Genomic DNA, 14,316 nt, shown 5'->3' with positions numbered 1-14,316 from the left:
TTTGGGATTTTTTTGAGTTTTTTTAGAGGTAATTTAACAGGAAGGAAAATATTTATTTTTTTAGGCATTTTTTCTTAATTAAGTAAAAACTCAATAAAAACATTTATTAAAATTCAACATTTTAAGAAATTTGTTTCTTGTAATTTTAAATATTGCTCCTTATAACTTAAATGTAAAAATAATTAGCAACAAAAATACAACATGAGGAATCTAAATATTTAATAAATAATTAAAATCTATTCTAACAACACAAACAAAAACTATTATCTTATACTCTTGTTCCTGGGTCGTAAATTCTACTCTGTAACCTAATCTATCTTATACCTCTAAATCCAAACATAGAATTATAAAACACATATTTCTGGTAGATTGAACGTTACCCTCTTGAGACTCGGGGGCTTGGAACAAAAAAAAATTAGACAAAGCTAATTAAGTAACACTTTTTCATATAAAAACCTTTATTAATTATTCTTTTAATATTCCAAAAATTATTCTTTTCATATTCCAAACAACAAACAAAGCAAAAGTTAATTTTTATATTCTAACCTACAAAGAGGAAGCGATACTTCCTCTTTTTTTATGTCTGAATTATTAGTTGATCACTAATTTTAATAATTAACCAGATATAGATTAATTGGTAAATGGTAAATAGTTAATTATTTAAATTAATACAAACCAACCTGTTTTAAATGCAAAAAAAATCCTCTAAACATTTTTGTTTAGAGGATTTTTAAGCAATTATTCTTGCTCAAGAAGTTTTTCTTTTGCCCATAAATCTTCATAGGTTTCACGTTCACGAATAACGTGTACTTTATCTCCGTCTACTAGCACTTCTGCACATTTTGGACGAGAGTTATATTGTGAAGCCATAGCCGAGCAATAAGCACCAGAACCACGCATAGCTAAGAAGTCACCTGGGCGTACGCGTAACTGACGGTTTTTCCCTTGGAAGTCCCCAGTTTCACATACAGGACCTACTACATCGTAAAGTTCTAGGTCAGCTTCAGGATTTTCTTCTACCGTAATAATATTCATAAAAGCACCATATAAGCTTGGACGAATATTATCATTCATACCTGCGTCTACAATAGCAAACTTTTTGCCAAGGTTGTCTTTAGTAAACTCAACTTTGTAAACAAAGATGCCTGCATTAGCTACAATTGAACGCCCTGGTTCAACTACAACCTGTAAAGTACCTACATCATCAAAGAGATCTTCTAATTCAGCATAAGCTGCATTTAACAGCTCGTTTGGTAAAGGTGGAGCTTCGACTGAGTAGGTTACTCCTAAACCACCACCTATATCTAAGTGATGTAGTTTAATGCCTGCTGCATAAAGCTGACGAATTAGTTTTTTCAGAGCTTTAATAGCATCTATGTAAGGAGAAATTTCTGTTAATTGTGAGCCAATATGAAAATCTAGCCCCACAATTTCTACGTGCTCCATTTTTGCAGCACGTTGATATTCAGCTAAAGCACTTTCTACTGGAATACCAAATTTGTTTTCTTTTAAGCCTGTAGAAATATAAGGGTGAGTATGAGCATCCACATTAGGGTTAATACGGAAGCTAATTGGTGCTACTTTACCCATACGGCCAGCAACAAGGTTAATGCGATCTAGCTCCATTGCTGATTCTACATTAAAACATAAAATCCCTGCTTCTAAAGCCATTTCAATTTCTTCTTCGGTTTTACCTACCCCAGAGAAAATTACTTTATGTGGATCTGCTCCAGCAGCAATAACACGTGCAAGTTCGCCACCAGAAACTATATCAAAACCAATATTCTGTTGTGAAAGTAATTGTAAAATAGCTAAATTAGAGTTAGCTTTTACGGCATAGCATACTAAGCCGTCACGTCCTGCAAATGCTTCTTTAAAAGCTTGTACATGACGTAATAAGGTTGCTTTTGAATAAATATATAAAGGTGTGCCGTATGTTTGTGCCAGTTGCTTTACTGGTACTGATTCAGCATAGAGCTCACCATCTTGATATCTAAAAAAATCCATGGATCAATGTTAATTCTAATTGACGACCTTAAGGGTCGGGAAAAGGAGAAATCTAGTCTCTAATTATACCAATTTTTTCGCATAAGCTAAAAAAAATTAGTACTTGTTCAAAGGGGTAAAGAGATAATTTAAGCTCCTGTTTTGTCGCTTTTACTTTCGCTTGCTTCTAGACTAGGTTTTGGGTTCTTGTGGTGATTTTGTTTGGCTTTTTATATTCCGTTTTTCTCTTAGATTTTCTCTTCTTCATTCTTCGTTTTTCTCTTCCCTTCTCTTTCATTTTTTTCCTACCTTTTTCTTTCCCACCCCTTATTTTAGTTACCTCTCTCAAACTATCAAAAGCAAGCCATATTTTTAATAAAAAACTATCATTTGCAATATTTTATCCATAAAGACCCCACAAAACGCTAGGTTGGAAAGCTATTTTTCTCCTCTACAAATTACATTTTGCAAATTTTTGTTTAGCTTCTTTAAACTTTTCTATCATTTGCAATTATTTTTATAAAATTAAAATTTCAAATGATAAAATTTTGCAATAAAATGCATTTTTTTGAGAAAAATTACCCTTTTTCTCTTTTAATTTATTTTTATTGTGGCATAATACGCAGTAATTATTTTTTTAGCAACAAACTTACCTCTTATTTTTAGTAAGCTTAATCCTTTACTAAATGAGGATAAGCGTGAGAAAATTCAAGGCAATTTTCTCACGTGTTTTCTCTTAGCAAGACAAGAGATTTTGATTTGGATTTTTTATAAATATTTCACAGTGATTACTTTAGCTCAAGCTAAGTTTACAATTTATAGCAAAGGCATAAGACAAAGGTTTTAATTTGTACCAACAAATTAAGCCTTTTTTTAAAATCAAAAAAATAGAGAGTATTGAGATGACAACAACTAGACAAGCAAAACACACCCAGGCTATTCCTCGTAATGAACTTTTAGATGTATTAGCAGTAGCACGTAATGAACAAGCTGCCGACTTACGTATTGATAATGTAAAAATCATGAATCTAGTAAGTGGTGGCTATATGGATGGTCCAATTGTAATTAAGCATGATACTATTGTGGGCTTTGGTCCTGAATATGCAAACCACCCTGCAACAAAAGTAGTAGACGCTCAAGGTCATACTGCTGTGCCTGGATTTATTGATGCCCACATGCACATTGAATCTTCAATTATGGCACCGCAAGTATTTGAGTCTTTAACTCTACCTCTGGGTCTAACTACTATTGTTTGTGACCCTCATGAAGTGATTAACGTAATTGGTACTACAGGTTTAGAGTGGTTCTTACGCTCTTCTGCACAAGCTTACCAAAACCAATTCATTCAAATGAGTTCATGTGTCCCAGCTCTCCCTAATTGCGAAATTAATGGAGCTGAGTTTACCGTTGATCAAATGAAAGACTATATCGATAGCCCTTATGTTCTTGGTCTAGCAGAAATGATGAACTTTCCGGGCGTAATTAATGGCGATCCATTAGTTCTTGATAAAATTGCTCTCTTTGCAGGTTTAGCTGTTGATGGTCACGCCCCAACAGTTTCAGGTCGTCCTCTTGATGCTTATATAGCAGCAGGAATTGGAAATGACCACGAATGCACTACAAAAGAAGAAGCTCTAGAAAAATTAGCTAAAGGCGTTACCGTGTTTATGCGTGAAGCAAGTGTGGCACGTAACCTAGATGCTCTTGCTCCAATTCTTAATGAATACTCTTCGGCAGCTATTTGTTTATGTACTGACGACATTACTCCTTATGACATGGTACACACAGGTCACATAGATGCTATGGTGCGTCGTCTTATTCAAAAGCATGGGGTTAAGCCACACTTAGCTTACCGTGTTTCTTCTTATACTACCGCACAACACTATGGCTTAAAACGTCTAGGTCTCATTGCTCCAGGACGCAAAGCGGATATAGTTTTAGTTTCTGATGTAGAAAACGTAACTATTAGTAAAGTATTTGTGGGCGGTAAAGACGTATCTGAGTTAAATCTGGTAGAAAATGCTCCAGCTCGTTTAGCTGCTTCAAACCCACCTACTTTCAAATCAGTAATTCGTGAACCTTTACGCGAAGAAGACTTTGCTTATGAATTTGAAGTTGGGAAAAAATATCGTGCTGTTGAAGTGATTCACGATGAAATTATTACCGGTGAAGAGCACTTAACTTGTACAGGCTTTACTGCCGACGGCAATCCAATTTTTGATAAGCCAGCAGCCTTTTTAACTACGGTTGAACGTTATGGTCATCAAGTAAAACCTGCCTTTGCTTTAGTAACGGCAACAGGTTTAACTCGTGGTGGTTTAGCTTCTTCAGTAGGGCACGATAGCCATAACCTTACGGCTATGGGAGCAACACGCAAGGATTTAGTTGATGCTTTAAATGCAATTATTGCTACTAACGGTGGCTTTAGTGCCGTACTTGATGGCGAAGTTAAAGCTCACTTAGCTTTACCTATTGCGGGTGTTCTTTCAACCGAAAGTGCTGCCTTTGTTCATCAAACTATTGAACAATTAAAAGCAGCTTCGCGTGAGTGTGGGGTATTCTTACACGACCCATTCATGCAATTATCTTTCTTACCTCTACCAGTTATTCCAAAACTAAAACTAACTTGTAATGGACTATTTGATGTTACGCAATTCAAATTTGTTCCTTTAGAAGTTGAATAATCTAATCTAGATATTGTCATCTCTATGAACCCTAGGCTTGTGCCTAGGGTTTTTTTGTTACAAAAAAAAGCCCTCGGCGTTTGCCGAGGGTTTTTATTTTACTTTAGTTAGCTTGAACTTAAGTTAATTAACTAGAGCTTAACTTATTTGATTTACTTTAAGTTAACTTACAAACTTAAACTAGCTCTTAGTAGAACACTTCAGAAGCAGGAGCCGCTTCAACTTTGAATAATAATGGCTCTACATCTGGAGTTGTATCTTCGTCTACATAAGCTGGGTTTTTACTTACAACTATATAAGAGTGTTCACCCGCTTGACCACTAATAATTAAGCGAGAAAGTGGGTTTTCTACATAGTTAGTAATTACACGTTTTAATGGACGTGCCCCAAATTCACGGTCATAACCTATATCACAGAGATAATCAAGAGCACCGTCTTCCACTTTAAGAAGAAGTTCTTGGAAACGTAAGCGATCGTTTAAACGATTTAATTGGATTTGCGCAATACGTTTCATGTCTTCTTTTGCTAGTGGGTGGAACACTACGATATCGTCAATACGGTTAAGGATTTCTGGTTTTAAGTATTGTTTTAAAATACCTAATTCCATATCACGTAATTGTTCATATGGTAACTCAGAGTTTTCCATAATTTCACGTGAACCTATGTTCGAAGTCATGATAATTACCGTGTTACGGAAATTAACCACTCTACCTTGACCATCGGTTAATTGACCATTATCAAGAATTTGTAAGAAAACGTTAAATACATCTGGGTGAGCTTTTTCAACTTCGTCGAATAAAACAATTGAGTAAGGATTACGACGAACTGCTTCGGTTAATTGACCACCTTCTTCGTAACCTACATAACCTGGAGCTGCCCCAATTAAACGAGATACTGTGTGTTTTTCCATATACTCAGACATGTCAATACGCACAATGTTTTCATCATTATCAAATAATTGGAAAGCTAAAGCTTTAGCTAACTCAGTTTTACCTACCCCAGTTGTCCCTAAGAAGAGGAAGCTACCTAGAGGTTTTTTGTCATCTTGAATATGAGCACGAGAACGACGTACTGCATCTGATACTACGCGAATAGCTTCTGGTTGACCGATTACGTATTGACCTAATACGTTTTCGAGGTTAAGAAGTTTTTCTTTTTCAGATTGTTGTAATTTGCTTAATGGAATACCAGTTTGTTGGCTAATAATTTCCGCAATTTCTTTTTCTGAAACACGCGTACGAATTAGTTGATAATCAAAGTCTTCATTACCAAGTTGTTCTAATTGTTTTTCAATTTCTGGAATATCTTGGTAACGTAAACGTGATGCTGTTTCATATTCGCCGTTTTGTTGGGCACGTTCAGCTTCAAGTTTTAATTTTTCTAATTTAAGTTTTAAATCCTGATCTGCGTTAAGACGAGATTTTTCTGAATTTAATACTTCTTTTAAAGAGTCGTATTCTTGCTCTTTAGTTTGGATTTCAGCTTCAATTTTTGCTAAACGTTTTTTACTTTCTTCATCTTCTTCTTTACTTAATGCAAATTGGGAGATTTTTAACTCATCAATGGCATTACGTAAACGTACCATTTGCGTAGGTTCTGAAGAAATTTCCATACTAATTTTTGAAGCAGCTTCATCGATTAAGTCGATAGCTTTATCTGGTAAAGTACGGTCGGTAATATAACGGTTAGATAAAACAGCAGCTGCCACTATTGCTGAGTCAGTAATTTGTACTTTGTGGTGTAAAGAATATCTTTCTTTTAAACCACGAAGAATGTTAATTGTATCTTCAACACTTGGTTCGTCTACCATTACTTTTTGGAAACGACGTTCAAGAGCAGAGTCTTTTTCAATATACTGACGGTACTCATTTAATGTTGTTGCCCCAATACAGTGGATTTCCCCACGTGATAGAGCTGGTTTTAATAAGTTACCTAGGTCCATAGCACTATCACCTGTAGCTCCTGAACCTACAATTTGGTGTAACTCATCAATAAAGAGAATTATATTTGTTGATGAACTTTTTAGTGCATCTAACATTTTTTTGATTTTCTCTTCAAATTGACCACGGTATTGAGTTCCTGACATTAATGCCCCTAAGTCAAGACTTAAAATACGAGCATTTTTTAAGCTTTCAGGTACATCACCTTTAACAATTAATTGTGCAATACCTTCAACTACTGCAGTTTTACCAACCCCAGGTTTACCAATTAATACAGGGTTGTTTTTACTTCTTCTTTGGAGAATTTGTAAAGAACGCGCAATTTCTTCGTGACGACCTATAACTGGGTCAAGTTTACCTTGTTCCGCTAATTCGGTTAAGTCCGTTAAGAAAGCTTTAATCTCATCACTTAAAGCATTGTCGTCAGTAGAATCTACGGTACGACCTTGACGTAAGAATTTAATTGTTGCTTCAATGTTTTTCGCAGTGAAGTCATCTTTTTGTGGTAAACGTAAGAAAATATTACGTAAGGCGTTATTGTGGTTAGTGTCTTCGACTACCGCAAGGAGATATAGCTCTAATGAAGCATATTTATCCCCAAAACGAGTCGTTAAAACTAAGGCACGATTTAAGTGTCCGCTTAAAATAGAATCAGCCTCTTTGGCTACAGTATTATCACTTACTTGCGGATAGCTTGCTAAAGCTTGTTCAACCGCTTGGCTTACTGTAGCTAAGTTAACTCCCATAGTACTAATTAAACTAGATAAAGGGTTAGCTTGGCTTTCTAAAGCGGCTTTCATCATGTGTAAGTCAGTTACTTGAGCGTGGCGAGCTTGATCAGCTATTTGTTGCGCACGCGTAAAAGTATTAATAAGACTGTTAGTAAATTTTTGTTCAGACATAATTATTTATACTTCCTTTTTTATTTTTTGTTTTTATTTTTTTACACGTATATTATACGCCCATTACAAGATTATTTAAAGGAAAAGTATAAAAAAATAGTAAATATTTTATAATTTTGAGAGAATAGACGTCTATTTACAGTTAAATTTAAGAAAATTGCTATCAAATGATAGCAAAATAACTCAATTTTTATTTAACTAAACAAATAAATTTCAAGCAAATAGAAATTATTTTTAATATTTTAAATAAATAGACGTCTAAATCCAAACTAAAATTCTAGCAAAAGCAAGTTTAAGCCTCAAGACAAGGAATAGTTACACATTTATATGGTAGAATTTGAGTCCTGAGAGGAGATTTAGCTCAGGATTTTCTTAGCAAAAATTTATTTCCAACTCTAAATGTTGAAGCTACAAATGTAGGTTTATATTAGAACTATAAATATTGGTTTATATTAAAAGCTGTTTTATATAACGAGCTTAATAAATTCATTTAGCTAAAGGAACATAAAGTTCTTTTAGCTTACGAACATAAAAATCTATTTATAAAAAAGGCAAGCCAAGGCAAAAACCTTAGCTTGCTTATTTTATGCTAGAAATCGTAACGTAGAGTTACATAGAAAGTACGACCTGGTTCAGTAAATGAATCTGCATTAGCAGCTGTTACCCCAGATACTCCACCATTTTGTTCAAAGAAGTTGGTGTAGTAGTAAGAGATATTTGACCAGTCTACATATTTAGCATCAAAGAGGTTAGATACGCCAAAACCTAAAGTTAAATCTTTAATTGGTTTCCAGTAAAGATCTAAGTCAACTTTAGAGTAAGCCGTAGTCGGGTTGTACATGCTTGAGCCAACCGTTAAGTCTTTAGTGTCACGTTTGTCTGTCCAGTTCCAAACCAGTTTAGCACCCCAAACTTGAGTTTCATAACTTACCCCAAGAGAAGTTTTGAATGGGTCTGTTGAGTTTACTGCTGAGTAAGTACCTAAATCATCAGTTTGACTACCTTTAGCATAAGCTAAAGCCCCGAATACATAGTAGTTGTTGTAGAGTTTTAACTTAGCGTTAGCTGCAAAGCCGTAGATTTTTGCTTCTTTTTGGTTAGCATAAGAGAAGTAAGCATAATCAGAATCAGTAGTACGGTCAATACGACGACTAATAAAGTTTTTATATTTGCTTACAAAACCAGAAACTTGGTAGTTAAAGTCAGAAGTTTGACCTTTGAAACCAATTTCATAGTTACGAGAAGTTTCAGGTTTTAAGCTTGGGTTACCAATAATGTATTGGTTGTCACCACGCACAAAGTAACCGTAAAGCTGTTGTACTGACGGAGCACGGAAGCCTTGGCTATATTGGGCATAAGGAACAAAGGCATCTGTAACTTTATAGTCTACATAAAGCTTAGGTAAGACTTTAGTTTTGTTAATTTTCTCTAGAGTACCATAGGCATTACCAGTGCTGGTAGTATAACCTTGGACATAACCGTCACTAGTTTTTGGAGAAAGTCGATAATGTGCTAAAGTCAGAGTTGGCTTAATAGTAAAGCCAGCTAGATGTAACTCATCAGAAACATAGAGACTTAAGTTAGTTGCTGTAGAGTTAGGAATTGGACGCATGTAAGTTACTGTAGTCCCAGAAGTAGTTACATACCCAAATGAAGAACGGTCTTGCGATAAACTTACCCCTGCACGTAAAGTGTTATTCTGACTGATTTTGTAAGCTACATCAGAAATTAGAGATAGTGTTTTAAAGCTGTAACGTCCATTAGAGTTAGTAGTGGTAAATTCTGAGTCTGTACTTACGCTAGTTCCCGCTACACTTGCATATTGACGGTAAGACTTGTTACGTTGATCAGCATAGGTTAACTGTGAGTTAATTAAGAGATTGTCGCTTGTAAACTCGTGGATTAAGCTAATACGGTTACGGGTATTACGGTCGTTCGTATACTCGTAAGAAGTATATGAAGTAGTACGACGTACAGTATTGAAGCCTACTTGAGTTAACCAGTCAGTATAAGTACGATCACGTAAGTACTCTAGTACTAAACCAACTTTATTATTGTCGTTAAGTTGATAGAAGTGTTTGGTTAAGAGGTAATAACGACTTGTATCTTGTGGGTTAGGTTTTAAACGTCCAGAACCTGTAGTATTACCTAATTCTTTAGCATTGTTTTTAACTTCATGACCCGTACGGTAAGTACCTAAAACAAAGCCCTCATAAGCTCCTAGATGCCAAGCATAGGCTGCTGAGTTAGTAAATGAAGAGTCTGTAGAGTCATATTTAGTATAAATATAGCCCCCTTTACTGCGTCCGTTCAGAATGTCGGCAGGATCAAGGGTACGGAAATCAACCGATGCCCCTAAAGAGCCACGATTGTTACCATCAAAGTCAATTGTTGCTGATTTTAAGCCTGTAGTTTCAATGTATGCACCACGCCCAAAACTAATAGCTTTAATTTTTGCTGACCAGAAGCGAGATTCGAGACCTTCACCTAGAGAAACCCCGTCTAAAGTCAGAGCTAAACGGTTACCTTGGAGACCACGAATGTTAATTGACGCTTCCCCATCACGTTGACGTTGAGACTTGGTAATAGATACAGTTAAATCATTGCCAAAAAATGATTTTAAGTTACCTAAGGTCGCCGTAGTTGGCGTTACCGTTTGCACTGTTGCTGGCTGTACGCCCGTTACATTAATCGTATTTAATTTAGTAGTTTCTGGCTCGGCAAACGCATGGTTTAACGCCACGCTCGCTAGAGCTGTCGCTACTAAAGTTAGAGTAAATTTACGTTTCATAGCTAAAAAACATTTAAAATTAGAGTTTAATATTTAGAGTCTAAGTAACTCTGCAAAGTTAACTTAGTCATTAGTTGCAAGAGATGCCTTGCAAATTAAATCTCTCCTTTTGCCAACAAAGGAGAGTTAGATTATAGAGTGATTTAGAGGGACAAAAAACTTTTTGGCAAAAAATGAGAAAAAGACAAAAAAGACATTCTTTGCCTCCAAGTCTGCCACAGCAAATTAGTTCGTTTAAATGCAAATGATTTTCATTTAAACATGCAACGATTATAGCAAGGAAAAAAATATTTCAAAAAAATATCTTTTCCCCCTGACAAAAATAAATCTAAGTTTTGTTGTTGTAAATTTACCCCAAGAAAAAAATTACTCTTGAAAAAAGCTAATCAATAAATTTATTTTAGTTATAGGAAAAAATAACTTCTATACAACAAAAGCCCATCTTAGTGCCAAGCCCGAGAATTTGGTATTTTTTCTTAACATCTTTCGGGCAAAAAAATTAACTCTTTTTCCCCTGATATTTTCAGGGGAAAATGAATTTTTAGAATTTTTTTTACTTTTCTTTATTGCTTTTTAAAGTACCTAAATATAAAGTTTTTTGTCCTTAAAAATTTTTTTCCTCTCCTCAAGTTTAGCTCTTATTCCCTTACTTTTATTGTGCCTTTAGCGAGGCTTTTATTAGCAAATTAACTCATTTTCTGTTTTTTTTGCTTCTGAGCCAAAATTGCAGGAGTAAAATATAACTAGTATTTGCTAACTTCACAAGGAGAAAATATGAGTATTGCTGAGCATCTAGCTTCTCGTCCTACTTTAGAAACTATCTTTTCTCACTTTTCTGTGCGTCACTTTAAGGCAAAAAGCATTAATCCTGAAATTCTCAACGCCATAGTTGAGGCAGGTTCGCGTGCTTCAACCTATGCCAATATTCAAGCTACTTCGGTAATTCGGATTACTAATCCCGAACTTCGCCAAAGTATTGAAGATAAATGCTTTCGGCAAAAAGCTATCACCCAAGCGGCCGAGTTTTTAATAATCTGTGTTGACTTTAATCGCTTTAAAGTAGTTAATCCGCAAGCTCAACTCCAATATAGTGAAGTCTTTTTAGCAGGAACTATTGACGCGAGCATTTTTGCGCAAAACATGATGCTAGCAGCCGAGTCCATGGGACTAGGAGGACTATTTATTGGCGCTATCCGCCATAACCTCGCGTGGTTAGATCAAGAACTAAATCTCCCTGAATTTGTAGTACCAATTTTTGCTTTATGTTTAGGTTACCCAGATGAACAACCTTTACAACGTCCACGCTTTGCCGTAGAGCAACTACTTCATACTGATACTTATACCCCCGCTACAGTCGAACAGCTAGCTACCTATGATCAAGTATTACATGCCTATAACCAAAAATACTTACATAAAGACGGTGAATGGTCTAACTCTACCGCACATATGTTTGATCGTCCTGCCAACCCAGAATTTTTAGCCTATTTAACCCAAAAAGGCTTTTGTAAAAAATAAGGGAAATCACTTTTTTAAGGCAAATTTTGCTATAATGTAAATCTGTGCAACTTCCTTTTTTCACAAGACCAATCTCCTCAGAGACCAGCTCGAGAAGTTGGTCTTGTCTGCGTTTATAGCTATGAAAAAAACCTATCGTATTCTTAACCTGGTAAAAAAAGCCGAACTTTACACTAATCAGGCTCTGGAACAAGCTATTGTAAATTTTAATCTGAGTCAAAATCATATCTATCTCGATTTTGCTCACTATGATATAGATAAATTTATGTTGCTTATCCACAACAATTGCCTTAAAATTGCCTATTCAGAAAAAACTCTGGCACGCAAATACTATAGTCATCCCGAAGACTATTATGGCTCGCAATATCATGCCGAACTCGACCAAGCTCAAGATAATAGTGAGCTTATTTATTTTGATGCAAGCAATGTGGATCTGGTGCTTACACGCTTTGGACCAACTTTTAATCACAATGGCTTTGCTTTAGGGCAAGCTTTTACTCAACTTGGGGTGCAAGTGAGCAATAGCATTAAGGGCTTGCGTAATTGTCGGGACAAATGGCATAGCTATCTCCAACTTCTTGATATAGTTCCTGTAGTTAACTCCAGCTTTATGCGTTGGGATGCCTATCGTAATCTCAGTGATGCCTATTTAGTCTATCCGCAAATTACTAAACCTAATAGCCAAAGCATGGGCGGACAAGGGCTTAATCTTGCCTATAACCAACAACAACTGGCACAGCAGTCACTGCATATGTCCAACCATGACTTTACTCTTGCCCAAGAGTATATCCAAAGTTACGATCTGCGTAACTATGACCTGCGGATAATGGTACTCAATGGACAAGTAACAGGAGCTTTTTTACGTGTAGCCCAAGAAGAGCAAATTGCAGCTAATATTGCCCAAGGGGGATATGGCGTACCTTACCAAATTACTCCGGCTCTCGAAGAACAAGCTTTGGCTATAGCTCAAAGACTCGAACTTGATCTTTGTGGTTTAGATTTTATCTATAATCCCGATTACCAACAATGGCAGTTTTTAGAAGCTAACGCCAACCCAGGCTTTTTTGCTTACGATAAGGTTTTAAAACAGGAATTTGCCTTAAATATTCTCGACTATTTACTGATTCGCTTAACCGGACACAATAGTCTTTACTTTAGCAGTGCTGCTTGCAAGGATCTGAGCAACCTCCATCCTCTAAACCGCGAGCAAGCCTTAGTATGGCAAGAGGCTTATAACCAAGAACTTGCTCATCAACAACAAGCGCAAGTTGACCGCGCTATAGCCCAGGCTACAGCCCAGCGCTTAAAAGAAAAACTCACGGCTCAAGGCGTAGATAATGTAGAACAACTTGTTGCCAGTCACACTGGGGTAAATGTTGAGCTCGAACCGCAACACCCAGAAATAGTTGACCCGCAAACCCAAGTTGAACATAATTACCAAAAACTAACAGCTGACCTTGAACCAAGTGCTCAACTTGCTCAACTTGCCCAGGATATAGCACATACTGCCGTTGAGAAGGGAGTGAGCATTAGCCAAAGTCGTCCGGTGCTCATGCAACAAGGAGAAGAAAAGCAAGCTGCTCAAGAACTAGCGTTGCAAACGGCAAGCTTACAAGAACCAGTAATTGATCAAGGGCAAGCCCAAAGTCAAGCCGATCTTTTTGCTGATCGCCTAGTGCACGATCAATGCCTGCCAAGTTTAGTGCCGCTACGCCATGCTAAACTGGTTGAACGTGTGCATGAATTTATCTCTTTACAAGAAGAGGATTTAGCTCTGCAAGAACAAGCAGCTCTAGCTCTGAGCATGCCCCAAGTAAATTGTGCTCTCACAGAGGCAGAACAAGAAATTCCGCATATAGCTACAGATGCTGCTAACCTAGTTTTTGCTCCCGATCCGTCTTTAGTTTCCCAACATGTTGGCTTACAAAAAGAACAAATCGAAAAAGAGCAACGCGAAAGAATTCAACTTCCTAAAGAATGCGAAGATGAACTTACGGTTGTTACTTTTGAGCAAGAACAAGCTAAAGAGCAATTACATTTACCAACTAATGTGAGTCAGGCTATAACCAATGTAAGTCAAGCAGTAACCAATGTCAGTCAGGTAGTAAGCGAGCCCGAACCAGCTCCTGAAATTTGGTCTTTTGAGCAAAATACATTGCCACAAGCAGTACCAATTTTTGTTAATCCGGCAATAGCTTTAGAGCAAACGGCAACCCAACCTACTGACGCCGAGCAGTTTAACTATGCGGATTATTTTGCTCAATACTCACATACGGGCTTACCAACTCTTAAAGCAGCTCTGGCGAGTGCTAAAGTAGCAGTGCACCAAGGTGTAGTGCAAGAAACGGTAACTACGCCATATGAGCAAGAGGCACAACAAACAAGTCCGTTTAATCAGTTTCCATTAGCTCCGGACAATCCCCTCGATTTAGTTCGCCTAACGGAAAAACAACTTCATCTCTTAAAACAAAACATGAAGCAAAAAAATTAAGAAGGAA

6 protein-coding genes are annotated in these 14,316 nt (G+C 36.5%); 3 read left to right on the top strand and 3 right to left on the bottom strand.

What is annotated here, in order from left to right; genetic code table 11:
• Positions 1–738 precede the first annotated feature (738 nt).
• Complete coding sequence (gene lysA, locus CJP74_RS00685; protein ID WP_119496356.1) at positions 739–2,007, bottom strand: diaminopimelate decarboxylase; 1,269 nt, start codon at positions 2,005–2,007, stop codon at positions 739–741.
• Positions 2,008–2,888: 881 nt separating this feature from the next.
• Between lysA and adeD the strand changes: the two genes are divergently transcribed.
• A complete protein-coding gene (adeD, locus tag CJP74_RS00680; RefSeq protein WP_119496355.1) occupies positions 2,889–4,670 on the top strand; it encodes an adenine deaminase in 1,782 nt (593 codons plus the stop codon).
• A gap of 187 nt (positions 4,671–4,857) precedes the next feature.
• Here adeD and CJP74_RS00675 read toward each other — a convergent pair whose 3' ends face one another.
• Both CJP74_RS00675 and CJP74_RS00670 read right to left on the bottom strand, forming a co-directional pair.
• Entirely contained in the window at positions 4,858–7,512 is a 2,655-nt protein-coding gene (locus tag CJP74_RS00675; protein ID WP_119496354.1) for an ATP-dependent Clp protease ATP-binding subunit, read from the bottom strand.
• A gap of 589 nt (positions 7,513–8,101) precedes the next feature.
• A complete protein-coding gene (locus CJP74_RS00670; RefSeq protein WP_119496353.1) occupies positions 8,102–10,303 on the bottom strand; it encodes a TonB-dependent receptor domain-containing protein in 2,202 nt (733 codons plus the stop codon).
• Positions 10,304–11,077: 774 nt separating this feature from the next.
• Here CJP74_RS00670 and nfsA point away from each other — a divergent pair.
• Both nfsA and CJP74_RS00660 read left to right on the top strand, forming a co-directional pair.
• Positions 11,078–11,818, top strand: a complete 741-nt coding sequence (gene nfsA / locus CJP74_RS00665) for an oxygen-insensitive NADPH nitroreductase (RefSeq protein WP_119496352.1) — start codon at positions 11,078–11,080, stop codon at positions 11,816–11,818.
• Positions 11,819–11,939: 121 nt separating this feature from the next.
• Positions 11,940–14,309, top strand: coding sequence for an ATP-grasp domain-containing protein (locus tag CJP74_RS00660; RefSeq protein WP_119496351.1), 2,370 nt, complete (start codon positions 11,940–11,942; stop codon positions 14,307–14,309).
• Positions 14,310–14,316: the final 7 nt, after the last annotated feature.

It is taken from the genome of Psittacicella melopsittaci, from assembly GCF_003585925.1.
Lineage (GTDB): Bacteria > Pseudomonadota > Gammaproteobacteria > Enterobacterales > Psittacicellaceae > Psittacicella > Psittacicella melopsittaci.
The sequence above is the reverse complement of the archived record's forward strand: the minus strand, read 5'-3'. Positions and strand labels throughout refer to the sequence as shown.

What these genes read in the sequence shown, in the direction of transcription:
- CJP74_RS00675 (WP_119496354.1), bottom strand. Translation starts at nt 7,512, where the DNA reads ATGTCTGAACAAAAATTTACTAACAGTCTTATTAATACTTTTACGCGT.
- nfsA (WP_119496352.1), top strand. Translation starts at nt 11,078, where the DNA reads ATGAGTATTGCTGAGCATCTAGCTTCTCGTCCTACTTTAGAAACTATC.
- CJP74_RS00670 (WP_119496353.1), bottom strand. Translation starts at nt 10,303, where the DNA reads ATGAAACGTAAATTTACTCTAACTTTAGTAGCGACAGCTCTAGCGAGC.
- CJP74_RS00660 (WP_119496351.1), top strand. Translation starts at nt 11,940, where the DNA reads ATGAAAAAAACCTATCGTATTCTTAACCTGGTAAAAAAAGCCGAACTT.
- lysA (WP_119496356.1), bottom strand. Translation starts at nt 2,007, where the DNA reads ATGGATTTTTTTAGATATCAAGATGGTGAGCTCTATGCTGAATCAGTA.
- adeD (WP_119496355.1), top strand. Translation starts at nt 2,889, where the DNA reads ATGACAACAACTAGACAAGCAAAACACACCCAGGCTATTCCTCGTAAT.